General features: G+C 48.0%; 28 protein-coding genes and 2 pseudogenes. 18 read left to right on the top strand and 12 right to left on the bottom strand.

Annotated elements, in window-relative coordinates:
* Positions 1-18: 18 nt before the first annotated feature.
* From KCG39_RS02390 to KCG39_RS02370, 5 genes are all read left to right on the top strand, one after another.
* Complete coding sequence (locus KCG39_RS02390) at positions 19-336, top strand: hypothetical protein (RefSeq protein WP_004131585.1); 318 nt, start codon at positions 19-21, stop codon at positions 334-336.
* Entirely contained in the window at positions 336-494 is a 159-nt protein-coding gene (locus KCG39_RS02385) for a GpE family phage tail protein (RefSeq protein WP_071839164.1), read from the top strand. Before KCG39_RS02390 ends, KCG39_RS02385 begins: the two co-directional genes overlap by 1 nt.
* Positions 481-3,456 carry a phage tail tape measure protein gene (locus KCG39_RS02380; RefSeq protein ID WP_211811542.1) on the top strand — a complete coding sequence of 992 codons (2,976 nt, stop codon included), beginning with the start codon at positions 481-483 and terminating at the stop codon, positions 3,454-3,456. Before KCG39_RS02385 ends, KCG39_RS02380 begins: the two co-directional genes overlap by 14 nt.
* Before the next feature lie 15 nt (positions 3,457-3,471).
* The gene (locus tag KCG39_RS02375; RefSeq protein WP_211811541.1) at positions 3,472-3,963 is read left to right on the top strand and encodes a phage tail protein; all 492 of its coding nucleotides are present in this window, start codon (positions 3,472-3,474) and stop codon (positions 3,961-3,963) included.
* 223 nt (positions 3,964-4,186) lie between these two features.
* Entirely contained in the window at positions 4,187-5,143 is a 957-nt protein-coding gene (locus KCG39_RS02370) for an HNH endonuclease (protein WP_211811540.1), read from the top strand.
* A gap of 397 nt (positions 5,144-5,540) precedes the next feature.
* Here the strand turns inward: KCG39_RS02370 and KCG39_RS02365 are convergent, their stop codons facing one another.
* The 4 genes from KCG39_RS02365 to KCG39_RS02350 form a co-directional block, all read right to left on the bottom strand.
* A complete protein-coding gene (locus KCG39_RS02365; protein ID WP_211811539.1) occupies positions 5,541-6,629 on the bottom strand; it encodes a hypothetical protein in 1,089 nt (362 codons plus the stop codon).
* Positions 6,622-8,253, bottom strand: coding sequence for an AAA family ATPase (locus KCG39_RS02360; RefSeq protein WP_211811538.1), 1,632 nt, complete (start codon positions 8,251-8,253; stop codon positions 6,622-6,624). The genes KCG39_RS02365 and KCG39_RS02360 overlap by 8 nt, the downstream gene beginning before the upstream one ends.
* Before the next feature lie 392 nt (positions 8,254-8,645).
* Positions 8,646-9,743, bottom strand: a complete 1,098-nt coding sequence (locus KCG39_RS02355) for a phage tail-collar fiber domain-containing protein (RefSeq protein ID WP_211811537.1) — start codon at positions 9,741-9,743, stop codon at positions 8,646-8,648.
* Positions 9,728-9,943 (bottom strand): hypothetical protein, encoded by a 216-nt coding sequence (locus KCG39_RS02350; RefSeq protein ID WP_024359481.1) that lies wholly within the window; start codon positions 9,941-9,943, stop codon positions 9,728-9,730. Before KCG39_RS02350 ends, KCG39_RS02355 begins: the two co-directional genes overlap by 16 nt.
* A gap of 71 nt (positions 9,944-10,014) precedes the next feature.
* Between KCG39_RS02350 and KCG39_RS27970 the strand changes: the two are divergent.
* Both KCG39_RS27970 and KCG39_RS02345 read left to right on the top strand, forming a co-directional pair.
* Positions 10,015-10,227 (top strand): annotated as a pseudogene (locus KCG39_RS27970) (phage terminase large subunit family protein); the annotation flags it as partial.
* The gene (locus KCG39_RS02345) at positions 10,221-11,282 is read left to right on the top strand and encodes a phage portal protein (RefSeq protein WP_049141577.1); all 1,062 of its coding nucleotides are present in this window, start codon (positions 10,221-10,223) and stop codon (positions 11,280-11,282) included. The pseudogene KCG39_RS27970 and the gene KCG39_RS02345, both read left to right, overlap by 7 nt.
* Before the next feature lie 584 nt (positions 11,283-11,866).
* On the opposite strand, the gene KCG39_RS02340 is transcribed toward KCG39_RS02345, so the two are convergent.
* The 3 genes from KCG39_RS02340 to KCG39_RS02330 form a co-directional block, all read right to left on the bottom strand.
* Positions 11,867-13,300, bottom strand: coding sequence for a hypothetical protein (locus tag KCG39_RS02340; RefSeq protein ID WP_064392339.1), 1,434 nt, complete (start codon positions 13,298-13,300; stop codon positions 11,867-11,869).
* A 378-nt stretch (positions 13,301-13,678) separates the two neighbouring features.
* Positions 13,679-13,948, bottom strand: coding sequence for a hypothetical protein (locus tag KCG39_RS02335; protein ID WP_064392337.1), 270 nt, complete (start codon positions 13,946-13,948; stop codon positions 13,679-13,681).
* Entirely contained in the window at positions 13,945-14,418 is a 474-nt protein-coding gene (locus KCG39_RS02330) for a hypothetical protein (RefSeq protein WP_211811536.1), read from the bottom strand. Before KCG39_RS02330 ends, KCG39_RS02335 begins: the two co-directional genes overlap by 4 nt.
* Positions 14,419-14,473: 55 nt before the next feature.
* On the opposite strand from KCG39_RS02330, the gene KCG39_RS02325 reads away from it, so the two are divergent.
* The 6 genes from KCG39_RS02325 to KCG39_RS02300 all read left to right on the top strand — a co-directional run bounded on the left by KCG39_RS02325 (position 14,474) and on the right by KCG39_RS02300 (position 17,643).
* Complete coding sequence (locus KCG39_RS02325) at positions 14,474-14,773, top strand: helix-turn-helix domain-containing protein (RefSeq protein ID WP_048024533.1); 300 nt, start codon at positions 14,474-14,476, stop codon at positions 14,771-14,773.
* A gap of 115 nt (positions 14,774-14,888) precedes the next feature.
* A complete protein-coding gene (locus KCG39_RS02320; protein WP_065810437.1) occupies positions 14,889-15,872 on the top strand; it encodes a phage integrase in 984 nt (327 codons plus the stop codon).
* Between the two features lie 261 nt (positions 15,873-16,133).
* On the top strand, positions 16,134-17,147 hold the full coding sequence (locus tag KCG39_RS02315) for a GGDEF domain-containing protein (protein WP_004131511.1): 1,014 nt from the start codon (positions 16,134-16,136) through the stop codon (positions 17,145-17,147).
* A gap of 57 nt (positions 17,148-17,204) precedes the next feature.
* A complete protein-coding gene (locus tag KCG39_RS02310) occupies positions 17,205-17,306 on the top strand; it encodes a YoaK family small membrane protein (RefSeq protein ID WP_004101234.1) in 102 nt (33 codons plus the stop codon).
* Positions 17,306-17,380, top strand: a complete 75-nt coding sequence (gene yoaJ, locus KCG39_RS28025) for a protein YoaJ (RefSeq protein WP_049250439.1) — start codon at positions 17,306-17,308, stop codon at positions 17,378-17,380. Before KCG39_RS02310 ends, yoaJ begins: the two co-directional genes overlap by 1 nt.
* Before the next feature lie 140 nt (positions 17,381-17,520).
* Positions 17,521-17,643: a hypothetical protein gene (locus KCG39_RS02300; RefSeq protein ID WP_087829280.1), complete on the top strand. Its 123-nt coding sequence runs from the start codon at positions 17,521-17,523 to the stop codon at positions 17,641-17,643.
* Positions 17,644-17,691: 48 nt separating this feature from the next.
* On the opposite strand, the gene KCG39_RS02295 is transcribed toward KCG39_RS02300, so the two are convergent.
* The 3 genes from KCG39_RS02295 to lpxP form a co-directional block, all read right to left on the bottom strand.
* A complete protein-coding gene (locus KCG39_RS02295) occupies positions 17,692-17,955 on the bottom strand; it encodes a DUF2534 family protein (protein ID WP_004131510.1) in 264 nt (87 codons plus the stop codon).
* A 128-nt stretch (positions 17,956-18,083) separates the two neighbouring features.
* The gene (leuE, locus tag KCG39_RS02290; protein ID WP_004131509.1) at positions 18,084-18,722 is read right to left on the bottom strand and encodes a leucine efflux protein LeuE; all 639 of its coding nucleotides are present in this window, start codon (positions 18,720-18,722) and stop codon (positions 18,084-18,086) included.
* Positions 18,723-18,810: 88 nt separating this feature from the next.
* Positions 18,811-19,725, bottom strand: a complete 915-nt coding sequence (lpxP, locus tag KCG39_RS02285) for a kdo(2)-lipid IV(A) palmitoleoyltransferase (protein ID WP_004131508.1) — start codon at positions 19,723-19,725, stop codon at positions 18,811-18,813.
* A 788-nt stretch (positions 19,726-20,513) separates the two neighbouring features.
* Between lpxP and KCG39_RS02280 the strand changes: the two are divergent.
* A pseudogene (locus KCG39_RS02280) lies at positions 20,514-20,717 on the top strand (ferric citrate ABC transporter ATP-binding protein FecE); the annotation flags it as partial.
* A 27-nt stretch (positions 20,718-20,744) separates the two neighbouring features.
* Here the strand turns inward: KCG39_RS02280 and fraE are convergent.
* A complete protein-coding gene (fraE, locus tag KCG39_RS02275) occupies positions 20,745-21,788 on the bottom strand; it encodes a fructose-asparagine asparaginase (RefSeq protein WP_032742101.1) in 1,044 nt (347 codons plus the stop codon).
* A gap of 278 nt (positions 21,789-22,066) precedes the next feature.
* Here fraE and KCG39_RS02270 point away from each other — a divergent pair, with 278 nt between their 5' ends.
* Together KCG39_RS02270 and KCG39_RS02265 are read left to right on the top strand one after the other, a co-directional pair.
* A complete protein-coding gene (locus KCG39_RS02270; protein WP_004131502.1) occupies positions 22,067-23,293 on the top strand; it encodes an HD-GYP domain-containing protein in 1,227 nt (408 codons plus the stop codon).
* A gap of 36 nt (positions 23,294-23,329) precedes the next feature.
* Positions 23,330-25,114, top strand: coding sequence for a diguanylate cyclase (locus KCG39_RS02265; protein ID WP_139529507.1), 1,785 nt, complete (start codon positions 23,330-23,332; stop codon positions 25,112-25,114).
* Between the two features lie 61 nt (positions 25,115-25,175).
* On the opposite strand, the gene KCG39_RS02260 is transcribed toward KCG39_RS02265, so the two are convergent.
* A complete protein-coding gene (locus tag KCG39_RS02260; protein ID WP_004131492.1) occupies positions 25,176-26,060 on the bottom strand; it encodes a LysR substrate-binding domain-containing protein in 885 nt (294 codons plus the stop codon).
* 100 nt (positions 26,061-26,160) lie between these two features.
* Between KCG39_RS02260 and KCG39_RS02255 the strand changes: the two genes are divergently transcribed.
* Both KCG39_RS02255 and KCG39_RS02250 read left to right on the top strand, forming a co-directional pair.
* Positions 26,161-26,463: a carboxymuconolactone decarboxylase family protein gene (locus KCG39_RS02255; protein WP_142446112.1), complete on the top strand. Its 303-nt coding sequence runs from the start codon at positions 26,161-26,163 to the stop codon at positions 26,461-26,463.
* 4 nt (positions 26,464-26,467) lie between these two features.
* Positions 26,468-26,857, top strand: coding sequence for a tautomerase family protein (locus KCG39_RS02250; protein ID WP_004131488.1), 390 nt, complete (start codon positions 26,468-26,470; stop codon positions 26,855-26,857).
* Positions 26,858-26,875: the final 18 nt, after the last annotated feature.

The raw sequence follows: 26,875 nt of genomic DNA, 5'->3' as shown, positions 1-26,875 counted from the left end.
CGCCCGGAGATTTTTAACATGGCTAAAAAAACTAAAAACCTGTTCACGCTGATGCAGCCGGTAGTTCGTAAAGACAGTGAGATCGGTCAGGTGGAAATCACCGGCGCCATCAGTCAGGCCGGATCGTTGCGCGGCCTGAATCTTATCCGCGTTGCCAATATGGATGCAGACTCAATTGCCACGCTGTTGACGCGGGTCACCGCGCCTGCGCTGACACAAAAAGAAATCAACGAAATGCACACTCTGGACTTTATCGGGCTGGCAGAGCTTCTGGTCCCTTTCTTGAATCCGCCGGAGCCTGGAGCGTCGAACGTGGCGGAGACGGAGAGCGAGTAATCACCGTTGCGTTTGACCAGATCGATGATCTGGTTGCTGATATTGCCGTTATTTTTAACTGGCCGCCCTCTGAAGTTTTCGGCATGGCTCTTGGCGAGGTGATAGCCTGGCGCAAGCGGGCGGCGCTTCGAAGTGGTGCCAGTGATGAAGAGTCTTGATATACGCGTTGCTTTCAGCGCTATCGACAGATTTACCCGCCCCGTTAATGCTGCCCGCCAGAGTGCGGGTGGCCTTTCCGACTCCCTCAGAAAAACACAATCCACCCTGAAAGGGCTCGATAAGAGCAGTGCCACTTTTCAGCGAATGACCGCGGCCGTCGGCAAAACCGATCGTTCCATCTCACGTGCCCGCGCCCGCTTTGATGGCTTGTCAGAAGCGCAACGTAAAAACGGGACGCTGACGGAAAAACAGCAAATACTGATGTCCCGATTGGGTGAGCGGCTTGATCGGTTGACCGCAAAACGTGTGACGGAAGTGGCCCGCCTTCGTGAGAGTGCATCAGCCCTGCGCCAGCATGGCGTCATGCTTTCCGGTAGTAGCGCCACCATCGGTAACGCGATACGCCGCACAGAACAATACAACCAATCCCTTGAACGGGAAAAACGGCAACTTGCTGCGGTCACTCAAGCTCGTAAACGTTACGAGGGTGCGCAGCAGATGGCCGGGAAGTTGCGCTCTGGCGGTGCCATAGCATTAGGTACAGCAACCGCTGCCGGGTACGGCGCCGGACGCTTCCTGTCGCCTGCGGTTGGTTTTGATGAGGAAATGTCAAACGTCCAGGCGCTGACGCGGCTCGATAAAAGCGATTCGCAGCTGGCCGCCTTGCGCACTCAGGCAAAAAAACTCGGTGCTGAAACCGCCTTCACCACACGTGACGCCGCCAGCGGCCAGGCCTTTCTCGCGATGGCTGGCTTCACGCCAGATGCTATCCGTGCCGCACTGCCCGGCGTGCTCAATATGGCGCTGGCAGGCAGCATGGAACTGGGCGAAACGGCAGACATCGGCTCAAACATTCTTTCTCAGTTTTCCCTCGATGCCGGAGAAATGGACCGCGTCAGCGATGTGCTGACAGGTACATTTACCCGTACCAACACCACGCTTAGCAGCCTCGGCGAGACAATGAAAGTTGTCGGGCCGGTAGCGGCGGGGCTTGGGATTAGCCTGGAAGAAGCAGCAGCGATGACAGGCACGCTGGCGCGCGTGGGTATTCGCGGTAGCGAGGCCGGTACTGCAATGCGTCGCGCCCTCTCCCGCCTGGCCTCCCCTACTACGGCAGCCAAAAAGGCACTCAAAGAGCTGGGAGTGGAAACTGCCGACGCGAGCGGAAAGATGCGACGTCCGTTCGATATTCTTCTCGATCTACAAAAACGCGTTTCCCACTTTGGCGAGGTGGATCAGGTTTCATTTTTTAAAGATATCGCCGGAGAAGAGGGTTTTACGAGCCTCCAGTCTTTGGTCAACGGCGCAGGTGATGGCTACCTCCAGTCACTCTATGAACAAATTGCAGAAGCACATAAAAATCAGGAGGCCTTCGCCGTCGCTAACAAGAAGAAAGACAACCTTGGCGGCGATTTGAAGGAGCTGGACAGCGCGTGGGAGGCGTTCCGCATTTCTGTGGCTGAGACAGTAGACGGCCCATTGCGCAGACTGACACAGGGGCTTAGCCGGGTTATTGGCACTGTTCAAAGCTGGGTTGAAGAAAACCCCAGACTTTCACAAACGTTGTTAATCGCCGGCGGGACTGCACTGGCACTGACCGCAGTAATTGGCGGTATGTCATTAGCTGCTGGTCTGCTGATAGGTCCGCTGGCGAAGCTCAGATTGGGGTTTGCGCTTCTGTCCGGCGGGAGCGGAATCGGAGGTACGGTATCAGCGTTCCGCATGATGAGTACTGCGGGCGGTAGCTCACTGGCAAAAATGAGTGGATGGGGTTCTTTACTCATCGGCCTGGTCGGACGCCTCGGCGTATTAACCAGATTGATGGTACCACTGCGCGGCACGTTACTTAGCGCCTTTACCTCTCCGGGGACGGCTATCAGCGCCCTGTCAAAAAGCATTGGCGGGCTGGCACTGCGGCTAACCGGGATCCCTGCTCTCTTCGGCATTGTAAAAGGTGGAGTTGCGGCGCTGTGCAGCGGATTATCAATGCTCTTGAGCCCAATAGGTTTAGTGGGTACTGCGTTTGTAGCGGCTGGGGTACTGATCTGGAAATACTGGGGTCCAATTAAAGCCTTCTTTAGCGGCTTTTTTACAAGCGTCATCCAGGGGTTAGCGCCAGTTCATAACGCATTTTCCCGGCTGGCGCCTGTTTTCGGGCTCATTGGGGATGGCGTCAAAAAAGTCTGGAACTGGTTTAAAAAAGTATTAACACCCGTTGAGGAAAGTCGCGAGGCGCTAAACAAGTGCACCAGTGCCGGGCAGACCTTTGGAGAGGTCCTGGGGACCGCACTTAGCGTACTGCTTTGGCCGCTTCAGAAGTTAATGGAAGGCGTTGGCTGGTTACTGGAGAAGCTCGATCTCATCCCTGATGGCATTGAAAGAGCCAGGCTGGAAGCAGCCAGAATCAGGGCTATTCCGGTTATGTGGGAATGGGATGAAAAATCCGGGCGCATGGTTAAGAGGGAGTGGCAATGGTCATCTGAAAAGCCTGCAAGCAAAGGCAGCGCCCCGCCGCCCAATGTGCTGGGGGGAAACTCTGGAACAGAGCGGCGGCTGGGCCAAATCGCGAATAACACCAAAGGCCTTTTAGATGAGGAAAAGCGAAAACGTATCGGGCCGGGTGACATTGTATTTAAAAATCTCCCCCCAGCCTTTGCGGTGCGTGGAGAATGGCAGGAATCGAGGCTTGTCCGCCAGGCTGTCAGCGCTCGCCCGGTTATTGCCGCTGGCGAGCCATTAATAAAACAGACGCAGGCATGGCAACCGGTACGCCGAAATCAAAGCGCCTCCAAGGCGGCTGCGGCTTCAGATGGTAGTTTTTCCGGTGATATTCACGTTCATCTGCACGGAATTCAGAACAGCAATCCGCGCGAACTGGCGCGACTTGTTGGCGAAGCGGTACGCAAAGAAATTGAAAAACAGCAACGCGCTACCCGAGGTTCGTTCCGGGATAACGATTAATTTGGAGTAATAACTATGATGATGGTATTCGGGCTCTTTGTATTTGAACTCAGGACACTGCCCTATCAGCAATTGCAGCTGTCCCGTAACTGGCGACACGTTAAGAATGATCGCGTGGGCCGTAGTGCAAAGTGGCAGTACGTTGGCGCCGGTGAGAACCAGCTGACGCTGGGTGGGTTGCTGTATCCTGAAATCACTGGTGGCAACCTGTCTTTGGGTGCCGTCTCGACAATGGCTTACACCGGGCTTGCCTGGCCGCTAATTGATGGCGTTGGCTCCATCTACGGAATGTATGTCATCACGGGTTTGCAGGAAACGCATCAGGAGTTCGATCGCTATGGTAAGGCGAAAAAAATTGAGTTCACGCTTTCGTTGCAGAGGGTTGATCAAGATATCAGGGAAGGACTGCAAAGCGCCTCTGTCAGCGAACTGATGACAACACTGAAGGATGGTGCTGAAACTGCATTGAATGCAGTACAGGAGATGATCAACAGGCCGACATCCTGAGCAGTAATACTATGTATTTATGTTTGCTCAGTATAAAGCAAGCAGTTTGTTCACACTCCACACAATAACATCTGTCGATGAACAATTACGGAAGGCCTGAAGTTGAGTGAAATCTTTTATGGCCATGATTGCTAGCTGATGAAGCCGAGTGCTGAACTGCCTGTTCTCATTACTCTATTATTGCTCTATGATTCAACTATACTTTTACCATGGAATCACACATATGAGTCAAAGAGCATGGTCTTTTAAAGCAGTAGGTCAAGATGATCTCCGATACTATGGGAATAATGGTTATCACGATAATTCCACTAGTTTTTATAGATATGACAATTTTGTTCCAAATCATAAGCAAGTTAAAAAAGGGGATATTGTCATAGTAACGGATAGGAAGAATGTTCTTGGTATATCAGTTATAGATAACTTGTTATCGGCACCATACCTTAAAGTGCGTAACCGATGCCCATATACAAATTGCACACCGGCAAAATTAATTCATCGAAAATCTAAAAAACCGGAATGGCGTTGTAGTAATGGCCATGAATTTGATTACCCAACGGCAGAATATGTACCAGCAATTGAGTTTAAAGCTGAGTATAATATAAATTATAAGCCTATTAATCATATTACAATAAAAGAATTAATATCACACACACCACGCTACAATGTTCAGAGTTCAATTCAAGAAATTGATTTCGAATGGGCTAATGACATTTTTGGTGACCTCATTCAGCTGGCCCCGACTGAGGCAGACTGTGAGGTTACTCCTCTAGATGTAGAAGATCAAAGAAAGGCAGTTTTACGGCAAATTAAGCAAAGACGTGGGCAAAAAGCATTTCGCGACAGTTTGTTAGCTCAAACGGCTAAATGCGCAGTAAGTGGTTGTGAAATTGTTGATATCCTCGAGGCTGCACATATTACTGCATACAAAAATGATACACACAACCATGTAAGTAACGGACTATTACTACGTTGTGATATGCATACTCTGTACGATCTAGACCTATTTGCAATTGATCCCGACTCATTCATTATTTACTTTGCCCCACAGATCAACGATGAAGAGTACACAAGATTTCATGGAAAAAAGTTGCATGTAACGTATAAAGTTAATCGTGGGGCTCTTCTAGAAAGGTGGGGAAGATTTACTGTAAAGTATGGATTTATTTTAGCACTCCAATGAACTTGGCTTTTTACGTTTAAAAAACGTCCAACATAGAGATTATGTTTGGTAAATGGTCACTATATTAAAAGGCTGTTTCTAAATGAGATAGCCATAATTCAATCTAATAAGCCCCCTCTAAGCAAGGAACACACGATATATATATTATCTTTGAAGATTTCCTAAACCGTTCTTGATGTATAATATTAATCACCAACTTAACTTTGTGTATTTAGTTAATTACTAATCTGCAGTATTAGTCTTAATAAATAATCTTAATTTATATAGTTAACACAAGCAATCAGAAAGTACTAACAAAAAATTATTTCTTAATTTCACACCTTAATTAAAATAAAACCATCAGAAAATAAATTTTACGCCCCTAGGGGCGTTATCAATCAAAACCATTAAATAGACCCTATAAATCTAAACGAGGCTTTATCATGTCTAAAAAATCCATTTTAAATTTTGCCATACTGACATCAAGAATATTTTTACGGTTATTTGGTATTCTATCATAGTCCACACCACAAACTATGAATTCAATTTCATCCCAACTTTTATCACTGTAATATATAATCTCTTTAAATAGACTATTTATATAATGCAACTGCTCTTGGTATCTTTCTTCAATACATAGATCACGAGCTGTAATATCACCAACCTTATGAGCATTAGGCCTCAACGAAAGATTTAATTTTTCTAAATGTGGATCACTGGATCTCAGAGCAATTGCTACTTCCATCTGATCAAATTCAAAAAAATAATTGTCGTCAAAGGATTCAAAGTAAGGATTGATATGTGATGTAATATCAAAGTTTTTCGTTGAGCGATATCTACTATTGCATAAACCGCAACATGGTACTAAGTTGTAAAATGACATTGAAAGGAAAGGATATCGGGATTTGAGATAAAAATGGTCTAAGTCAAATAAAATCTTCCCATCTCGACTACGATAACCATTATTGGCATTTGGCACCTCCTTAGAGATGACATTTAGTTTTGCATCTCCACAATAGAGACAATGTTTTTTATCTATACCAAGACTTTTATAAAATGAAATACATTTATCACTCTTCCTGAAAGAACTATATGAAAAAACATCCTCAGATAATAATTTACCAAGACCTACTGTTTGCCACACCCCATTACTTAATATAGAAATATCACTTCTATGCAAAATGGCAAAAGCTTCATTTACATAAGTATCTAGTTCATTAGGACTAGCAAGTACAATCGCTTTTAATTTTTGATAATCATTTCTTTCTAAATATTCAAGATATTGTATGTGCCTAATTTCTGTTGCTCTACACCCGCGAGCAACTGTACCTAAGTAATCACCAGCCTGATATTTTTCCAAAAGTGAGGATAGTTTTTTACAAATTGAAATTTTTTTTAGATCACCATTAACTTTCCTTGGGTTTAAAATTTCCCAAAAATCTATAAGTTTACCATTCATGTAAGCTTGAGGGTCATTGGAAGAAATACTATCTATGAATTTAATCATTTTTCAGTAATCCTTTTAAAACATTTCTAAGCAGTTTATCACCAATCATATCGATGAATTTTTTAGCGCTATCGAGCTCTGCTCCTTGAAGCTCATTATCTGCAATTTCATTCGTAACTCTCTTAATATGCTCTTCAGCAAAAGAACCAAATCGCTTACCTTCTAAAAAAAAGGCGTTATTGTACAATTCATACAAATTAGAGCCAAATGTTCTCAATGAAGCTTGAGATTTATCAACAACCTTTTTACCCTCAAGAATAATGACATTATCACGAGGCAAGTCAGTTAGCAAAAATGGGGAATGTGATGTTAGAACTAGTTGTAATTTAGCATTAAAAAATTTCGGAAGCATCTTATTTAAGTTATGCAAAAAATCTATCTGCCAAGCTGGATGTAAATATAAATCACCCTCATCAATACAAATCAAAGTATCATTACGTGTGCCTTTCAGTTTATCATTAAGAACTGCAAGTAAAGTCAAATAGGCCTTAGCCCCCGAACTAATCCCAATCCAACTCATCCTTATTGTCCGTTCAGATCCAAATGCATGGCATAATTTTTTAACTACTTCATGATCATCATGGCTAAATTCTATTTTGAAGCATAATGAATTACTAGCAACATGATTATTTATCAATAATGGTGAAATACTACTTATACATTCAGAGATTTGTTGTAAATCACTGTAATCAGATTTTAGTTGTTCATTTAAATCTAAAGAAAGACTGTTTTCTATTTCTTTTTCCGAAATTGGGTCTCTGAGCTTTTGCAGCATCGCGTTAATAGATCTATTTAAAAATGCATCTGTGGGTTCTTTCTCCATAAAATCTAAAGATAATGATGCTTGCTCAAAGTGCAAATTCACATAAATATCAATCATCCGTATTAAAAATGAATATTTCAACATGCATATAAACTTGCTTTCCGGGTTGCTCATATCACCAAGTCTTTTCTTGAATGCACGGCTAAACTCTTCTGAGTTTTTTATATGTCTCCTCTGCGCTCTAACAGGAGCAAATTCAACCATTATGTATTTTGGAATTTGTATTTTTATTTCATCTTGTAAGCTGCGACGATGCTTGTTGATAAGATCAATTTGAATTGAAAAAAGACCTAATCTTTTCCTCCACCCTATATTATTAAAGTAACGATACCCATATCCATTATTCGCAGTGGCTGTAATAACATTATTACTGAATTCATAAAATCGTTCATCATGTACATTTGAAAAAAATATTGTATTAAACCCTTTTGCTTTTCCTTTTTCCTGATTAATTAAGTAAGAAAAGGATGCTTTCAAATCAGAAGGTAATGTATGAGAAATATAGAATTTATTATTATGCTCCATCACTGAAATAAATTCAGTATCAAATTGATGTATTGAACCTTGTAATATTGTACAGATGAGTTCTAAACAATTACTCTTCCCGGCTCCATTCTTTCCCACAATCGCAGTAACACAACTGATATTCGGATCGAAAAGATTAGGAATGAAATTATCATTATCATTTTTCGTTAGAGTGTTTGAGAGGTAATCAAATTGAAAATAAAAATCACCTGACAAGTTTAATGAAAAATCACTAAACCCTTTGTAACTTTTAACCCAGATAAAGCAGAGTCTCATTTTATTCAACCTAACAGTAAGATTATTTTTACACTAACATGTTAGATGGTTTACGTTTGCGTAATATAAAAATCCATCACACATGTCAATTACGTATAGCTAAACAACATAACAGCAACTTCAATTCATATTTAATTAATGTTTCACTGAGAATGTAACACCCCCAAATTCAGTGAAAATCTATACCCCACCAATCAATTCAAGACAAGCTAACATTTAATTTATTATTTTTCAAATAAATTTTAATATTCCTCTTAGTGCATTAGAGCTACCTTAATCCCGTTAATTAAAAATTTTATAAGATTGTTACTTCCTTTTTGGAATAGCGGTGCCTGTTAAGTTAAGCCTGAGCGCTAATAGTATCAGCGCAAGCCTGACCAATGCACTATTCATTATGTCGTACGTACCCACATGCGCAGTGAAACATATTCATTAGTCACATCTACCGTTTTGTTTGTTGACTCAGTCAGACCTGCCGCATCAATGTAGGTTCCTTCAGTAAGTGCTAGAGGACCGCTCTTCTGGTTATCAGTACCGTGAGTGGTGTATGGATCCCACGTTGCCCCGGGAGACCTGTCACCTGAGCGGTGCCAGTGGGGAGGCAAATTATCAGCTTCGAGTTTCACCTTGTTACTGCCGCCGGTCGCGCCGTATTGAGAGCCGATCCGCACAACCCTTCCATCAAAGGTTTCGCTTAAATCAGCCCATGACTGCCAAGGGAAACGCGTCGCCGGGCTTTTCTCACCTGCGACAACGATTCCGACATAAAAAATGGCATCCACAATTGTCCTGTAGGTCTTTCCGTCGCTGTTAAGTCCCAGCGCTTTCAGAGCTTCAGATGTATCGCTCAGATCGGAAAGATTATTTTCTTTCTGAAGTGCGCCGGTGATGCGCGAGTCATTTCCTGCTGCTACCGTTCCCGCCTCGGTGCCCACGTCCCGCGTGGCTGAATTCCCCAGCTCCAGATTATCCCGGGCCTCTTCGGTATCGTTTAAATCAGAAAGATTTTGCGCTCGCCGCAGATAGCGTTTATCGCCCGTTTCCTGCGTGATGGTGGCAAACGCCGGATCGATAACGAGCTGCACGCTTGAGGTGTGGGTCAACGTCAGCACCAGCGTCAGAATGATCTCTTTGATAATGGAATCAGATTGCGCCGGGAGGTATGTCGCCGGGTATGCGCCGTAAGCAATGAGCGTACCCTTAGCACTGACCAGCCCCGCCTCTCTGAGCGTCTTACCCGGGTAATCCCGGCAGTTGATAACAATCTGACCGCTGATAAATCCCTCATAGCTTGAATCAGAATCAAAGGTTTCACGGCCAAAATGACCAAAAAGCGCCGTCACCGCCGCCAGGTCGTCGGGATCGGTTGGTAAAGTCACGCCGCCACCATCACCGATCAGCACGGCGGTAATATCCACGACTTCTCCCGCCTGATATGCGGCCTCGATTTCAGCGGCGCCCGCCGTCGTTAGTGTCAGTCCTGTTGCCATAGTGTTTCCTCTGCTTCAATGCCATACACACTGGCAAGACGATCATAAAAATCATCACTGACAGTTTTGCTGTCAGCATCAATATCGCTTTCACCGGGATGAATAACTCCCGCAGCCTGGAGCATTTGCAGGTATTCAAGGAAAAATTCATCGGTCTGGCAAAATCCGATCAGGCTTTTAATTTGATTGAATGTTTTCATAATTTATTCGTTATCCAGTTACCGGGTAAATCTGCGAAATCGTCCAGGCTTGTGCAGTTGTAGAATGCGTAATAATGCGCCGTGACGTTTGGCACTTTGACCATAAATACCAGGCCCTTAACGCTGTTCGCAAAGTTGTTACGCCCGGCGGTTTCATCACTTACGAAACGGACCGATCGCGCGGCGTAAGCCATGGTGATATGGCGTGGGCAACCATGCTTTCGATTATTAATGAACCGTTGGGCCAGGAAAGTGGCGGCGGTGGTTTCGCAATGGGATGGTAACTGTGAAAAAGAAATATGGTAAAAAGCCGATAGGCAGCACCGCCGGTTCTGACATTGTGGAGTCACTGAAGGCCGATCCCGCGTTGACAGCGTTCAGCTTTGACGGCCCTTATCCCGTGCGTGATATGGCCGATTTGCTGGACAATCTCTATTGCCTGGATAACGGGCGATACTATGAGACACCAGTAGATTTTTACGGACTGGCTAAAGCTCCGCGCCAGAGCGCCTGGCATGAGTCGGCGTTGTATTTCAAACGTAATGTGCTCACCGGCTGTTTTATCCCGCACAAGCTGCTCAATCGCCAGACCTTTTCCGCGTTTGCGCTGGACTGGTTCACGTTTGGCAATGCCTATCTCGAATTGCCGCGTAATCGCCTGGGCGGCCCGCTTCCCTTCAAACACTCTCTTGCGAAGTACACCCGGCGTGGGAGCACAGATCTCGATCAATACTGGTTTATCCGGCGCTGGAAAGAAGAGCACACGTTCAAATCAGGAACGGTTTGTCACGTTCTGAACCCTGATATTAATCAGGAGGTCTACGGTATGCCGGAATATATGGCAGCACTGCTGGCCGCCAGCCTGGCCCACTCCGCTGACATGTTCCGTAAGCTGTACTACGACAACGGATCGCATGCTGGATGCATTGTCTATATTGGCGCCGGACAGGTTGACGATAAAAGCATGAAGGCAGTCAAAGAAACGTTGACTGGTGCGCGCGGTAAAGGCGCATTTAAAAACCTGCTGCTGCATGCGCCAGGCGGCGGCAAAGACGGCGTGCAAATCCTCCCCTTCCAGCAGATCACGGCGAAAGATGAGTTTATTAATATCAAGAATGCCACACGTGACGACATACTCGCAGCGCACCGTATCCCGCCGCAGTTGATGGGCGCCATGCCAGAGGGAAACGGATCATTTGGGGATATCGAGAAGGCCGCACGGGTCTACGCTATCAACGAGCTGACGCCAGTAATGGAGGCCCTGAAGGTGGTCAACGAGTGGCTAGGAGAAGAGGTGATCCGTTTCAACCCTTATGCGTTGCTTTCCCCAGAGAAATAACTGCTAGAGAATTCACTTTCTTTGTACAACACCAGGCACTTATAACAGGCCAGCGTTTTCGCTGGCCTCATCTTTTCTGCTTAAAAAATCCCGCATCAGCTGCCCTCTACGCATCGCTGCTTTTTTCCTGCGTGAGGCATGCCTCTACCTAAAATCACCGCTCACCGTGACGCAGAACCCGTGAAATTGCGTATTCTGCCGCCTTCACTACCCTGACCCGTTTACGGGGGCTTGCCCCCCGTCACCTGCGCGCATCTATCCTGCCGTTTTTCGTGCATGCACAAAACCCGTCACAGACCGCACCCCTCCTGGGCTTAAAGGGGGTAAAATCCATCAAAAAATGTGCGAATTTGTGCTCCCGTGTGCATCACGCTGAATATGGCCATGTATGTTTAGGAAGTGCTCTGCGTAGCAGATACAGATTTCATCTACCTATCGCTATGTTTAGAGTTCGTTCTGAGCGAGGAGCAGACGTGGGTTTGACGGAAGTTATCTAGATAAGAATGTACCGCTTTACAGAGGTAATTAAAATCCGTCAAGACGCGGTAATTATTCAATATAAATAATTACCGCGATTTAGTAAGTTAGCCAATTAATGACATCCATAGCTTACGTAGATGCGGGAACAGTTGATCATTTTTTGTCTTATACTCTTCAATAAGCATTAAGATATCTTCATCATCCAATGGCAGAATGTATCCACGATCGTCTTTGGCTGTATCTTTGCAGCTTTGATATAATTTCTCTTTATTTTCTATACTTCGACACACCAAGATCCCAACCTTCCCTCTACTAATTGAGAAACGCCCAGACAATTGATCCAACTCTGGATTACCAACTTCTTTACCATAATTTTTACATTCAATATATATCATTGAAGAGGGATAATGCATACCAATCCATTTAAAAAAACCAAATGTAGCCTCATTGCAATATGAAATATCAATTCTTTTTCTTCCCTCATGAATCTTATGCTGCTTTGTTGGATGACAAAAAGAAGGGTAAAACAAAATTGAAAAAAGCTTTTCAATTAAGTCCTCATATTTAGTTGCATCATCCCTCCCAGGAACTATAGACTTCAATTCATCAATAAATGGTTGAAAATCTACTTTAGGGGATTCGTTTTCCATTTCAGCAAAATCAGAGTGTGGTAATGGTTCAGAAGGAGAATCATTTTTCCTCACTCTATATTCATCAAGAACATGAGGATACTTAAGCGTTTGCTCAACGATCGCAAGCTTGTCTTTCCCATATTTATCCATTAGACTTTTTTTAGTTACCCTATGCTTACCATTCTTCAATAACTGAATCAGTTCTGAGCCAGCTTTTAAATGTTGTTTTTGCATCTCAGGTAGTAAAAAATGCCTATAGTACTCATCATGCTGATATGTTATTTGATGCCTTACAATGATTTTCGGAACAAGGATTACTTTACCTTCATTAGTCATAGGCAACGACACATATCCTTGTTCCCATTTTTCTTCTCTTGGATTCCAGATAGGCCCAGATGGAATGTTAGCAGTTAATTCAATACCATAATAATTGCAAATGTCTTGTGTATATTTTATTAATGGACCTCTTAAAATGTTTGAAACGGCATCAGAAATCATATCAGTTCCAATACCTTCAATTAATAAAGCAGTATCTTCTAAATCCTGTAATAGACCAGATTTGGCGGCCTTACTTTTTGTTAAAGCACCCCAAACAGTCTTCGCAGCACCTTCACCAAAACCATGGCCTCTTGATTTTCCACTAGAGTATCCCAAATGATACTCATTCCTTTCGTTTAAACATGAAAGAAGATTTTGCGCTTTAACATCCTCACCTTCTTTTATTAGCTTTAGTACTGTTTCAAAATAATTTTGAAGATGAGAGGATAACTCAACACCCCAAGGCGAATTGAGAGACTTAATTGCAGCTGGATCTAAAAAAACCTCAATATCTGTATCTAAAGGAACATCTACGAAATCCAATTCCGATTGATTTCTTTTAATTCCAAAAAATTCCGAAAAACGCATATGCATTCCTCTAAAGTTTTAATGCCACGTTATTAATAAAGCATGACCAGATTCTTTGGTCAAGGAAAGCAGGTTTGACAAAAGTCGTACCACACCGCACCAGATCTTCTCTACTCTAATTAATGCAGTGTAGACATACTAACATCAGCTACTGGCACTGAGCTGCTTCGAAGAACAGGCTTTTCTCCGTACCCAGTCATTACTAGAGCAAGCCTAAACCTAGCATACTTATAGGTTACTATGTTTCTCTTACTCAAAAGCACTGATTTGCTGAGAATCCGATTGCGATCCTGCTACTGCATTTTCTGGTTCTGCTCCGACTGGATACCATGGATAAAGTCTATTAATGACGCATACTTAAGCCTTTCTTGAAGAGACTCACTGTTCGCAAAATTCACTGGCCCAATGGTTAGTTACAATACCAAAGACAATTTCCAGACGCACAGTCGGGCGCAAACGTGAAACACGGCTCGACGCCACTATCATGCACCATTCTGTTTCGACAACATGTGTACCTCTCGTACTTTTCAGCCATAGATTGTCGCCTGGGGCCGGCACTGATGGCAGATCCAGGACTATCTCAGGGCGAGTACTCTTTTTAAGCCAGGTAACGATATCTTCATGAATTTCTACAGTGAACGTGGTCATAACTTCTTCCTGATAGCCCTTTGACAGCGATCAAGCAGCTCACTTTGTTTGATTAATGATACCGGGGCGTGGTTGGCGTGTTTAAACAACCGGCGCTCCACTATTAACTCCCCTTCTCTGATGGCAAATTCCATTTCGCCACGCGACAGAATGCAACCACCTACTAATAATCTAACCTCCCCGTCACTGAGAATGATATTACGTCTATTCAGTTCGGCGATCGCATGGTCAGGCACTTCTTGCGAGATCCCGCTAATCCCTTGCTGCGGTGAGTTTCGCCCTTGACCGGTCGCTGCCGTGCCGTTCTGTTGAAGTAAAGCTGCCTCTGAATTTTTCTTTTTGAATTCCGAAGCCGCTGCGGCGTAACTGTCCGCACGCCGCAGCGCCTCGATCCGTAACTGCTCGCGCCAGCGCTGCTCTGCCTCTTCATGGATTGCTCTTAATGGCTTATAGTTGGCTTTAGTGTTCAATACTAAACACTTAACTGTTTACATCTAAACACCATACTATTGAGATCTAAACACCATGTCAAACGCGTTAAACGAGAAAATCGTCTTAATAAGAAAGTCTGAGTATCTAAGTAGACAGCAACTCGCTGATCTAACAGGAATTCCTTATGGGACTTTAAGTTATTACGAAAGCGGACGCTCAACCCCACCAACCGACGTAATGATGAAGATTCTGCAAATACCTCAATTTACTAAATACACACTGTGGTTTATGACCGATCAGGTTTCGCCTGAAGCCGGTCAAATCGCACCGGCACTCGCACACTTTGGGCAAGACTTAACAACCTCGCAGCACTCAGACCAAAAGACTGGTTAACAATTAACCAGTCCTACATACATTTCAAATGTCTATTATTGGTCGAAAAGTATTCATCACATAATTGCAACGCGTTGAGGCCTAAAGGCAAACGCAACCATCGGAGGGTTTTCTTATGACTATTAAGAAACTCGATGATGGTCGATATGAAGTTGACATCAGGCCTGCTGGTCGCAATGGAAAGCGTATCCGCAGGAAGTTTGATAAGAAAAGTGAAGCGGTAGCTTTCGAGAAGCATACCCAGTTCAACCACCACACCAAAGAATGGTTGTCAAAACCGACGGATAAGCGGCATCTGTCTGAACTGATACAGCTTTGGTGGAATTTGAAAGGCAAGCATGAGGAGCACGGTCGGATAAACCGCAATAAGTTAGACGTGTTTTGCAGGATTACCGACGATCCTTGTGCTTTTCAGATTACGAAAGCGCTGATTAGTCAGTATTACGCGGCAAGAAGAAGTCAGGGCATTAAAGCTTCTACCATTAACCGTGACCTCAACAGCATCAGTGGTATGTTCACAGCGCTAATCGAGGCCGAGTTATTTTCAGGTGAACATCCGATCAGGGGCAGGAAGAAGTTGAAAGAAGAAGTCCCCGAAACTGGCTATCTGACAGAGGACGAAATCAAGCACTTGCTCTTTAGACTGGATGGCGACAACAAGAAGATAGCCGTTCTTTGTTTAAGTACAGGTGCTCGTTGGGGTGAAGCGGCTCGACTCAAGGCGGAACACATCATACAGAACCGTGTGACGTTCGTTAAAACCAAGAGTAACAAGCAGCGGACTGTTCCAGTATCAGCGGAAGTGGCAAAACTCATAGCAGATGGTAAGCGAGGGTTGTTATTTGGTAAGGCGTCGTATTCTGACTTCAGGCAGATACTCAGGGAGGTAAAACCTGATCTTCCGACCGGCCAGGCGACGCATGCACTACGCCACAGTTTCGCGACGCACTTTATGATTAATGGAGGAAGCATCATTACGTTACAGAGGATCCTTGGGCATGCGCGAATTGAGCAAACTATGGCCTACGCTCACTTTGCGCCCGAATACCTCCAGGACGCAATCTCACTTAACCCGCTGAGAGGTGGTGCTGATGCGTAAAATGTCCACATTATGTCCACACTTAGTTAGGTAAATATGGCTTTCAACGGTCTTGCGCGCCGCGCAACCCCGCATTGCACCGTTGAAAGCCGTAGTATCTGGGGTGGCTAACGCACCCGACGGGGCTTTTTTCCCGCCGCGGATGCAGGTATTCTCCTAACAGATGTGTTAAATTTTGTGTATCTCTGTTAATTCTGCGCTGATTGTTGTTTAGCATAGCTTGCTGGTAGTTACGATTAGCGTTCGGGAGCCGTATTCCTCATGTCCGATTTTATTCTCGCTCGCGTGACGCAAACGCTCGCCAATGAACACTCCCTCGAAACTTTGGTGCGACAGCTGCTTGAGATGCTGGAGCTTGTTACCCGAATGGAATCCACCTACCTGACGCGTATTGACTTCGACGCGCAGCGACAGCTGATTATGTATGCGCATAACAGCAGCGAAATGCAGATCCCCGAAGGGTTCTCCGTCCCATGGAACGACTCGCTATGTAAACGTGCGCTCGACGAGCGTTGCCTTTTCAGTAACGATGTCGCCGAACGCTGGCGTTCGTGTATCGCCGCGCAGGATTTGGGCATCGCCACCTTTTTCAGCATTCCTGTGCGTCTGACCGACGGCTCATTATTCGGCACGCTGTGCGCCACTAGCCGGGTAAGACAGCCCTATAACCTTGAGGGTGAGCAGGTTATGAATTTATTCGCCAACCTCATCGCCCACTACGTGGAAAAAGAGTCGCTGGTGCAGCAGCTTCGTTCCGCCAACGTCGCGCTTGAAATGCACTCGTACACCGATGAGCTCACCGGTTTACCGAATCGCCGCTCGCTGTTTAAGTATCTTGCCGCGCAGTTTCCACGGGCCCGCGAACAGGGGCGCAGCATGCTGCTGATTTTTATCGATCTCGACGATTTTAAAGCAATCAACGATCGATTCGGCCATCCGTGCGGCGATAGCTTTCTGATTCAGGTTGGCGAACGTCTCGCGGCTCACGTGCGCAGCGGCGACATTGTCGGCCGTCTCGGCGGCGATGAATTTTTAATTGTCGGGCCGGGCTGTGAATTAGCCGACCAGCAGGAGTATATCCCCGCGTTACGTCAAGCGCTGACGGGGATCTATTTCCTTGGCGAGCACCGAATTAACTACCCGGGCGCGAGCTTTGGCGTTATTGAGGCCGACCCGCAGCAGATTGACGTAGAACAGGCGCTACGCGCCGCCGACGACGCGATGTATCTGGATAAGCAGTCTCGTCGTCAGGGAAGATTTTTTCATATTGACTAATCTACGGTGAAATCCCGTATGATATTCGCCACGAATCGCACTTACAGGGGCTCAATCATGAGACTGGGTATTCTTTTTCCGGTGGCTATTTTTATCGTCGCCGTTGTTTTTCTGGGCTGGTTTTTTGTCGGCGGCTATGCGGCGCCAGGCGGAGCCTAATGAAAAAAAGCACCATTATTATGCTTATTGTCGCCATCGTCGCCCTGGCGGGAACGCAATTGGGCTGGTGGTAAATCCAGGAATATTCGCGCGACTCTTCGGCAAGGATTGCAGAGTTATCTCATCTACTCAATAACTTAAAAGAATACACTCACATCATCAGCCGATACCGCATGGCCGTTTCTGCGGACGGATTTAACTGGAGAAGTGAGAAATGAAAAAACCGATCGTGTTGCCGTTGATTCTCGCGCTTTGCACGTTGTTATCGGGATGTATTGTCGACCCAGGCTATCACCACCATCGCCACCATCATCATGACGACAGAGACTGGCGATAAAGCGGAAAACATCATAAGGCGAACTTCGGTTCGCCTTATTGCATGGGATCAGTCGCGACGGTCGGAACCTAAAAAGAGGAAGCCCAGCGGGATGGAGAACAGCAAGGTAAATACAATGCTATAAACCGTAACCATCGCCCCCTGCAGGAAGAACATTGACGTCGTCCACTCTGAGTACGGCATATTGTATTCGCTCACCACGCCGCCGAAGGTCGCACGCCCAACCACGATAAGCGCAATGGCGAATATCGCCGCTATCGACAAAAAGAACTTCTTGCTGTTTTTATTGCTGGTGAGTTTCTGCAGAATCATCCGGGTTCCCTTTTTTCTGAGCGATAATCGGCTGTATATGTAACACCAATGCAATCAAAATTGAAGGAGTTTTGTTACAAGGCAGAGTCAATCGCTATCGGGCCGGTCGCGCGTCCCGGCCGCAACAATTACGACTGCAGCGTCGCCAGACGGGCGGCAAAACCGACAAACACAAGGCCAATCAGACTGTTGCCGATTTTCGCCAGTTTCTTTTTCGTCTTCACGTAACGGGTGACGAACGAGCCGGAGAGGATCAGAAAGCTCATATAGATGAAGCTAATAATCTCCAGGGTCAACGCCAGGATAAAGAACGCCAACCCAGGCGTTTTGGCGCTGACGTCAATAAACTGCACGAAGAATGAGACATAAAAAAGAATGGCCTTTGGATTCGTCAGGCTGAGCGTCAGCGAACGTTTAAGAATCGCGCTCCCCGGCTCGGAATCAGAAGACGAATGACCATCACGCTGGGTTAATACCGCGTAGAGCATCTTACCGCCCATCCACAGGAGATAAATCGCCCCCAGGTATCGAACGATATTGAACAGTACAGGCGTGGTCTTGATAAGCGTCGCAACCCCGGCAAAAGCCAGGAACATCAGCACCGCATCACCGATAAATACGCCAGCGGCCGCCAGATACCCTTTCCTGACGCCGTGGGCGACGCCGGTCTTGAGGACAAAAAAGGTATTCGGGCCGGGAACCAGGATGATAAAGATAGCCCCAACCAGGTAGGTCAGGTAATTCAGTACACCAAACTCAGCGAACACAACGCACTCCTTCGCTTACAACAAAATATGATCCCGCGCACGTTAACGCAACCGGGACCATTTTGAAAGCGCCGCGAGTGCGGATGCCTTAATAGAGTGAAGTTTCACCCAGCGGACGGGTTTTAAAGCGGCGGTGAACCCACAGATACTGCTCCGGCGCGCGCAGGATTTCTTTCTCAATAACCTTGTTGATATAGCTCGCCGCATCCTGTTTATCTTCACCAGGATAGTCGCTCATTACGTCGCTGATATGCAAGCTATAACCCCGACGGTCCGCTTTACGCACCATGCTGATGGTGAGCATTCTCGCTCCCGACAAACGAGAGAGCACGTAGGTGCCGTTGGTCGTTGCGGCCTGCTGTACCGAGAAGAACGGGGCAAATACGCTCCCCTTCGGACCATAGTCCTGATCCGGCGCAAACCACACCGCTTCACCCGACTTTAGGGCATGCACCAGACCGGATAAATTACGACGATCGATCATCGCCTTGTTCGAGCGCAAGCGACCGCGCGTCTGCACCCACTCCATTAACGGGCTATTGTGCGGACGGTAGGTCGCCATCATCGGACGACACAACCCCATTGTACGGCCGCCCAGCTCAAGAGACATAAAGTGGACGCCGACAACCATCACGCCTTTTTGTTCGCTCAGGGCATTGTTGAGATTAACCATGCCTTCGACGTCAAACCATTTCTTGACGCGTTCGTCGCTCCAGAACCATGCCATACCCGTTTCAATCAGGCCCATCCCTAGTGACATGAAGTTCTGTTCGATAAGCTTTTCGCGCGCCGCGGGCGACATGGTGGGAAAGCAAAGTTCGAGATTACGTCTGGCGATATGCTCACGGCGTTTGAGGAAGCGCCGGGATGCGCGACCGGCGCTGGTACCGATAAGGTGCAATACGGGATAAGGAAGCTGGACGATGAGCCAGAGCACGCCCAGGCCAAACCAGGTCCCCCAATTACGGGGATGAAGAAGTTTTTTATTAAAAGCGCAAGACATGTTTTTTCCTGTAAACATTAGAACATGAGGTAACGCTTAAGGAAAAAACGAGTCCCTTCATCTGTCATTAGGCGGTACGTGTAGCAGTTCAGACAATAATAATCCGGGTAAATTCACTCCGGCAAGTAAAAAAAGAGGCCAGCAGAAAAAAACACAATATCAGCACACCTGTAACAAAATGTAAATAAAAAAGTGAATAATAAACCTCAAATATCCACCACGGGAATGATTAACGCGCTAATCATTCAACATAAAGTATGTACACTTTCAAACCAGCGCGCTGCGCTGGTAAGCCACAGGCCACAGCTGAAGCCGCGTCGGGGGTATGCCAGGGGGCAAATGAGACCAGGATATTCTCTGCTCTCGGTTATCCTTTTCACAACGTTTGCCGATACGTGTTTCTTTAAATTCATAGTCTCACTGACATGAAAAAGAAATATTTAACATGAGTATCAGGCAAAAGATTAAAATAAGAATCAGCTTATTTTACTTTCCTGACAATAATTAATATTTATCGACAATTATCCATATCGCCGCAGGTTATTTCAGACTTTTTACCTACCTTGCTTTAACAAAACAGCAGGCAATAAAGTTAAGGTGCCCTTTACGACGTTAAAAAAGCGTAACCTGGATAAAAATCTCGGACGACTCTCACGCTTGAACACGCCATTGCGGATAATTTTTAACGCCTGGTGAGAACCTGGATCTTTCTCTCCACTGCTGATTGCCGTTCTCAGCACTGGCAAGGGGTTAGTTCTGCTGGTGAAATTAATACGCGAGCTGCAGGGGTTACCATGCTGCACGATCTCAACCAGGCCAGCCGCTACTGCGATCATCTGGTGGTGCTTGAAGGGGGTCAGGTGCGGGCTCAAGGTTCAGCGGAAACGGTTTTGGCGCCGGAGATGCTGCGGAAGATCTTTCACCTGGAGGCGGAAATTCATCCGGAGCCGGTGTCGCAGCGCCCGATGTACATGGTGAAACAACCCGGGTAAGGCGCCCTGCGCCCTACCCGAAGTTAATCAGTAGGTGTGGAAGTACTGTTGGATCACCTGCGGATTTTTCGTTTGCGTCAGCGCTGTCATCAGCAGGATGCGCGCTTTTGCCGGGTTGAGCGAATCGGATACCAGTCCCGGCTGACCATCATCAACCGGCACGACGCCGCTACCGGTGCGCGAGGCGCGAACCACCACGATACCGGCTTTTTCCGCCTTTTCGATCCCCGCCGCGCTGCGTACGGAGACCGATCCCGCGCCGGTGCCCGCATAAATAATGCCGTCAGCATGGTGCGCAATCGCCGCGTCATACATATATTCAGGGTCATCCTGATAGCCATAAATAATGACCACCTTCGGCAGCGCGCTAAGCTGGCGGACGTCAAAAACCGAGCGCACGGTATGAATTTTATCCACGCGCGTTTCGAACTGCGGTCTGCCGCTCACGATAACGCCCAGATAGCCCTCTTCCGGCGCCTTGAAGGTATCCAGCGTTGTGGCATTGGTCTTCGTGACGAAGCGCGCGGCGCCAATGCGGTCATTGAGGACCACCATCACGCCGCGGCCTTTCGCTTGCGGATCGGCCGCCACGGTCACCGCTTCAAGCAGGTTCATCGGGCCGTCTGCGCTGATGGCCGTGGCCGGACGCATCGCCGCCGTGAAGACCACCGGCTTATTGCTTTTTACCGTCAGGTTGAGGAAGTAAGGCGTCTCGTCCAGAGTATCGGTACCGTGGGTAATCACCACGCCATCGACATCATCGCGGGCCAGCAGCTCATTGACGCGTTTTGACAGTTTGAGAATAATGTCGCTGGTCATATTTTCGCTGCCAATATTGGCAACCTGTTCACCGTCAACGCGGGCGACTTTGCTCATCTCAGGCACAGCATTAATCAGCGTCTGAACGCCAATCGCGCCGGCTTTGTACCCGGTAGTCTGGGTATTGCTGGCTGCCGAACCGGCAATCGTTCCTCCGGTCGCCAGGATAACGATATGCGGCAGACGCGTATCACTAAATGCAAAAGCGCTTATCGTCAGTAACGTCATTGCCAGTAATGCTCTAAAATTCATCATGACTCATCCCAAAATAAATATTAAATAAATTCGCGCAGAGAGAATGCAAACGGCTTGCCAGGATTTAATATATTTTACCTTGTAAAAGTGATTAACTATCAGACAAAAAAGGATTTTTACTTCGTCCGGAGCGCTACTTTGGTGCAGGAACGCGCTAAAAACGGGCATGACATAAAAGCGAAATCAGGATTAACTAATTCAATCTATTTTGCCGTGTCGGCATCGCTATCAACGAAATAGACCAACACGATGCGGGTAATGCGATGGAGAAAACGATGCGTATCGCCTTAAAATCAGCATTGATGCTTACCTCCCGCGTCATACAAGTGATTAATCCAGAATTACACCTGCATATGCAACGCACGGCGCTGATTGCGCTGGAGCTTGCGCAGGCATCGGGTCTATCTCGCCAGCAGCAGCAAACTATCTTTTGCGCCGCGCTGCTGCACGACATCGGCGTTCTGGGCGATAAAAGGGCGTTTTCATCGCTGAACGCCATCGATAACCTCAATGACCCACATCAGCACCGGGGAGCCGAAATGCTGGCCGGGTTAGCCACTCTGGCCCCCATCCTGCCGATTATCCGCGAGCACCATTTTAGCCCAAACCACAGGGGCAGCCTCGAACAGCATGTTGTCTATTTTGCCGACGTTTTTGAACGCCAGCTCCCTGGCGATAAGAGCGCGGCCACTTATCAAACCGATATGAGTATTGATAACTTCCGCGCGCTTTACCAGGCGATCGACCCGCCGCTGTGTCAGACCTTGTGCCAGCTCGCAGAAAAAGAGCATTTTTGGCTGCATCTTAATCCCGGACATATTCAGCGAATGCTGGAAATCATCGGCCCCATCAACGATGTATATATCGATATCAACGGTCTGAAAGATATCTGTCTACTTATTGCTAAAATTGTCGATACTTACAGCAGCTTTACCGCCAGCCATAGTCTGAAGGTTGGTCAAATTTCGCGCGCCCTCGCCGTTTATGTGAATCTGCCGGATCTGGAGTGCAGGAAGATTGAGATTGCCGGTTATTTGCACGATATCGGCAAAGTATACATTCCGCTGTCAATCCTCGAGAAACAGGGTGAGCTGAACGACGAAGAGTTGCTTCAGGTTCGCGAGCATAGCTATATGACCGGTGAAATTCTTAGCACCTTCAGCGAACTCGGTGAGATAATTAACTGGGCCGCGAACCATCATGAAAAACTGGATGGCAGCGGTTATCCGCTTCATCTTAATGAGGATTACCTGCAGCTACCGGATCGAATTATCGCCATCGCGGATATATTTACCGCGCTGACCGAAGACCGCCCCTATCGCCCCGGAATGCGCCGTCAGCAAGCGTTACAGCTGATAGAGAGTGATGTTATAAATGGCGCATTGGATAAAGATGTGTATCGTATTTTGCATCAGCATGCCGAAGCGCTGCACGCTATTATTACTCACACGCTGCCCCCTGAATCACCGGTTTTTTCTGGTGAAGCCGGTGCGCAACGATAAAAACAAAATAATTCATCTGCACGCAAGGAATATTCGGTGAGAATCGCCACCATGACCAACTGGGCCTACGGGATCACCGTCGCCCTGACCCTCGCCTCAGGCATCGCAATGCTGATGGCTTCAAGTGCGGATAATGCCGAACGCCGCGCCGTCGAACAACGCCAGGTGTTTGACCAGCTTAGCGAAGAAGTGGAAAGCGGCGCCTGGGAGCTTTCCGATCTCGCGCGACTTTACATTATCAAAAACAATCAGGATGTCCTCCAGGAGTACCGGCAGCAAGCTCAGACCATCACCGCCATTGAACACCGGCTGGTAAAGCTGAAAGACAATGGCGCAACCGCGGAAGAGCTGACGCTACTGCGCGAGGGTTTACAGATGGCCGATGAACTCCAGGACGAGCAGCGGATGGCGCTGGCGCACGTTGCCAGAGGCGAGGAAAAAGAGGCGGTCAACCTGCTTTACGGCACCGCCTATGAAGAGGAGCTCGAGCGGGTCCAGACGCAGCTTGACCACTTTCGCCTGATGCTCGAAGGGCGGGTGAATAAAACTATTGCCGAGGCGACGGAGAAATCGCGGATCTGGCGTACGCTCTCTGAGGTCATGGTTGGGCTCACGGCGCTGATGTTCCTGTTTGTGCTGGGCTTTATTCTTAAGCGACGGGTGCTCTATCCCGTCGTCCGTCTGAGCGATGTCGTGCAGCGGCTGGCCTCGCAGGATTACGCGGTTGAAACGCCGCAGTTTACCCAGATTGATGAAATTGGCGATATGGCCCAGGCCATTCGCATCTTTCGCGAGAACGGGCTGGCGCGCCAGCGGCTGGAACAAGAGCGCGATGCCGACTGGGCGGTCCGCGAGCTGCTGGCGCGAATGACCCAGCGTTTACAGGGCTGCGAATCCTTCGAGGATGTGATCAAGGTTGCTGAGCTGTTCGCGCCGAACATCGCCCCTGAGATCCCCGGGCGACTGTATATTCTGGACACCGATCCCTGGCAGATGCGCTGCGTGGCCCAGTGGCTTTCTCCGCCGCTTGAAGCGGACGTCTTTCATCCGGATAACTGCTGGGCAGTGCGGCGCGGACTGAGCCATCCGCCGGTCAACGGTGAGCCGGATATCGCCTGTTATCACCTGTCGGAATCGCAGGCTAATCAGTCGCTATGCGTGCCACTGATTGCGCAGGGTGAAGCGATTGGTCTGCTCTCCTTCAGCAACGTCACTGCCGCGACCGCCCCTTCCCGCGCCTATCTTGAACTGATGGCCGAAGCGCTGGGTCTGGCGCTGGCGAATCAACGTTTGCGCAGCGCGCTGCTGGAAAAGGCGCTGTTTGATTCATTAACCGGCCTGCGTAACCGCCACCACCTGGATGACGCACTGCATACCCAAATGAATCTGGCGGTTCGCAACAGCACGCCGCTGAGCTGCCTGATGATCGATATCGATCACTTTAAGGCGATTAATGATAATTACGGTCACGAGGCAGGCGACCTGGTGATCAAAAGCGTCTCCGCGATCATTCAACGCGCGGTGCGCGATATCGGCATGGCCTTCCGCTATGGCGGCGAAGAGTTCCTGGTGCTGCTGGGTGGAACCGATGAACAGTCCGCGATGGTCTGCGCGAACGATATCTATAACAGCGTCCGCCTGCTGACCCTACGATACGGCCTTGCTGAGATTGGCCAGATCGATGTCTCCATCGGCATCGCCAGCTACCCGCAACATACGCAAAGCGACAGCCTGCTGCGCGCGGCCGATGCAGCGCTCTACCGGGCTAAGGAGCTGGGGCGTTCAAGAATTGTGAGCTTTGGGATGTTGAAAACGGAGTGAGTGGCGTTCTTAGCCCCTTCTCCTCCCGCTAATGCTGCACAGAGACGCTGTCGAATAGCGCTTACATCGCATTTAATAGCGTCTCTTCCATTAGCTGCCCCAGCAGCGCCCGCGCTCCATGAATGGCGTCGTTTCCCGGCCCCTGCTCCAGGGTAATCCCCAGATTCCCCGGCGATGGCAGCATACTTCCCGCCACACGCAAGTTGCCAGGCATTCCGATACGGGTACGCACGGTAATGCCAAGCCCCGCCTGCAAGGCTGCCCAAATACCGCTCAGGCTGTGGCTGACAAACACCACTTGCCAGGCGATGTTGGCACGGTCGAGACAATCAATGGCACGGGAACGCATCAGGCACGGGCTTTCCAGCATTACCAGCGGTAACGGCTTGCCCTGCGCCAGCAGCGTGCCGATATCCAGTTTCGGGTGTCTTATCCACTCCAGCGGACACTGAGCAATCAGCCTGCCGTCACGTTGTGCACTCTCCGGCTGCCAGAGCAACGCCATATCAAGCGCGTTGTTATTGAGCGCCTCGAGCAGCGCCCGGTTGCGATCAACGCGGGCTATCATTCGCATCCCCGGGTGGTGGCGCTTGAACTCGCCAAGTATTCCGGGCATAAGCGATTCGCCAAAATCTTCCTGCATACCAATACGTATTTCACCCTGTAATCGTTCGCCATTCAGGGCTCGCAGCGCTTCATCATTTAGCACCAGCAGACGACGGGCATACCCCATGATTATCTCGCCATGATGGGTCAGCTCCAGGTGGCGACCTTTCTTTACCACCAGTTCGGTACCGCACTGTTGCTCCAGTTTTTTTAGCTGTGCACTGACCGCCGAGGTTGAACGGCAGAGGCGATTTGCCGCCTGCGCAAAGCTGCCGCACTCAATGCCAGTGACAAAACTGCGCAGTGCGTCAAGGTCGAGCGTAAGAGGAAGCTTATTCATTATCGTCCTGAAATACGGGATGGATAGTCGCGAATAATTCAATTTTCAGGATCGAAATATCGCGCCAGAATGACTTCACTGTCAATACGGAGAGAGAGCGATGGCAAAACCCCTTGATCGTGAAACCCTGGCCCGCGTCGCACCAAAGCTGGCTGAATTGAGCCGGGATGTACTTTTTAATGATATCTGGAAACGAGAACCACTTTCCCCACGCGAGCGCAGCTTAGTGACGCTGGGAGCCCTGACCGCACTTGGCCGCGTTCAGCAGTTACCCTGGCATATCCGCTTCGCCCAGCAAAATGGCCTGACCCGTGAAGAAATCGTTGAGGTTTTCACTCATCTGGCATTCTACGCTGGCTGGCCTGCAGCGGTTTCCGCCTTTGAATGCCTGGAAGAGGATTAGCGAGATGCCTTTTACTCGTATCACACTGAATCAGGGTTATAGCGACGCGCAGATAACGCAGATTTCCGACATTCTGCAACAAAGCCTTGAGAAAGAATTTGCCGTTCCGCCTCATGATCGCTTTCAGGTTTTCGAAAGGCTACCTGCGAACCTGCATGTGTTCGACCGCCATTATAAAAGCGGTGGCCGCAGCGACAATTTCATTCAGTTCCATATCACGGCAGGTAAACCTCGCGCATTCGAGCAGAAGAAAAACCTCTGCCGCACGCTAAATGAGCAGCTGCATACAGCGCTGGGTATTCGCCCGGATGATGTCATGGTGATCATTCAGTTCAATACCGCCGATGAGTGGAGTTTCAGCAATGGACTGATGCTCTCTGAAGAGGGGTTATGATTGTAACGCGCCAGGGAT

Origin of the sequence: Klebsiella pasteurii (assembly GCF_018139045.1) — a bacterium.
GTDB classification, from domain to species: Bacteria; Pseudomonadota; Gammaproteobacteria; order Enterobacterales; family Enterobacteriaceae; genus Klebsiella; species Klebsiella grimontii.
Note: the sequence above shows the minus strand (reverse complement) of the source record. Positions and strands in the feature narration are given on the sequence as shown.

Coding starts and splice junctions, on each gene's coding strand:
- KCG39_RS02365 (WP_211811539.1), bottom strand. CDS start 6,629: ATGATTAAATTCATAGATAGTATTTCTTCCAATGACCCTCAAGCTTAC.
- KCG39_RS02250 (WP_004131488.1), top strand. CDS start 26,468: ATGCCTTTTACTCGTATCACACTGAATCAGGGTTATAGCGACGCGCAG.
- KCG39_RS02260 (WP_004131492.1), bottom strand. CDS start 26,060: ATGAATAAGCTTCCTCTTACGCTCGACCTTGACGCACTGCGCAGTTTT.
- KCG39_RS02350 (WP_024359481.1), bottom strand. CDS start 9,943: ATGAAAACATTCAATCAAATTAAAAGCCTGATCGGATTTTGCCAGACC.
- lpxP (WP_004131508.1), bottom strand. CDS start 19,725: ATGTCTTGCGCTTTTAATAAAAAACTTCTTCATCCCCGTAATTGGGGG.
- KCG39_RS02355 (WP_211811537.1), bottom strand. CDS start 9,743: ATGGCAACAGGACTGACACTAACGACGGCGGGCGCCGCTGAAATCGAG.
- KCG39_RS02255 (WP_142446112.1), top strand. CDS start 26,161: ATGGCAAAACCCCTTGATCGTGAAACCCTGGCCCGCGTCGCACCAAAG.
- KCG39_RS02340 (WP_064392339.1), bottom strand. CDS start 13,300: ATGCGTTTTTCGGAATTTTTTGGAATTAAAAGAAATCAATCGGAATTG.
- KCG39_RS02310 (WP_004101234.1), top strand. CDS start 17,205: ATGAGACTGGGTATTCTTTTTCCGGTGGCTATTTTTATCGTCGCCGTT.
- KCG39_RS02380 (WP_211811542.1), top strand. CDS start 481: ATGAAGAGTCTTGATATACGCGTTGCTTTCAGCGCTATCGACAGATTT.
- KCG39_RS02300 (WP_087829280.1), top strand. CDS start 17,521: ATGAAAAAACCGATCGTGTTGCCGTTGATTCTCGCGCTTTGCACGTTG.
- KCG39_RS02325 (WP_048024533.1), top strand. CDS start 14,474: ATGTCAAACGCGTTAAACGAGAAAATCGTCTTAATAAGAAAGTCTGAG.
- KCG39_RS02370 (WP_211811540.1), top strand. CDS start 4,187: ATGAGTCAAAGAGCATGGTCTTTTAAAGCAGTAGGTCAAGATGATCTC.
- fraE (WP_032742101.1), bottom strand. CDS start 21,788: ATGAATTTTAGAGCATTACTGGCAATGACGTTACTGACGATAAGCGCT.
- KCG39_RS02320 (WP_065810437.1), top strand. CDS start 14,889: ATGACTATTAAGAAACTCGATGATGGTCGATATGAAGTTGACATCAGG.
- KCG39_RS02390 (WP_004131585.1), top strand. CDS start 19: ATGGCTAAAAAAACTAAAAACCTGTTCACGCTGATGCAGCCGGTAGTT.
- KCG39_RS02345 (WP_049141577.1), top strand. CDS start 10,221: ATGGTAACTGTGAAAAAGAAATATGGTAAAAAGCCGATAGGCAGCACC.
- KCG39_RS02295 (WP_004131510.1), bottom strand. CDS start 17,955: ATGATTCTGCAGAAACTCACCAGCAATAAAAACAGCAAGAAGTTCTTT.
- KCG39_RS02270 (WP_004131502.1), top strand. CDS start 22,067: ATGCGTATCGCCTTAAAATCAGCATTGATGCTTACCTCCCGCGTCATA.
- KCG39_RS02360 (WP_211811538.1), bottom strand. CDS start 8,253: ATGAGACTCTGCTTTATCTGGGTTAAAAGTTACAAAGGGTTTAGTGAT.
- KCG39_RS02335 (WP_064392337.1), bottom strand. CDS start 13,948: ATGACCACGTTCACTGTAGAAATTCATGAAGATATCGTTACCTGGCTT.
- KCG39_RS02375 (WP_211811541.1), top strand. CDS start 3,472: ATGATGATGGTATTCGGGCTCTTTGTATTTGAACTCAGGACACTGCCC.
- KCG39_RS02315 (WP_004131511.1), top strand. CDS start 16,134: ATGTCCGATTTTATTCTCGCTCGCGTGACGCAAACGCTCGCCAATGAA.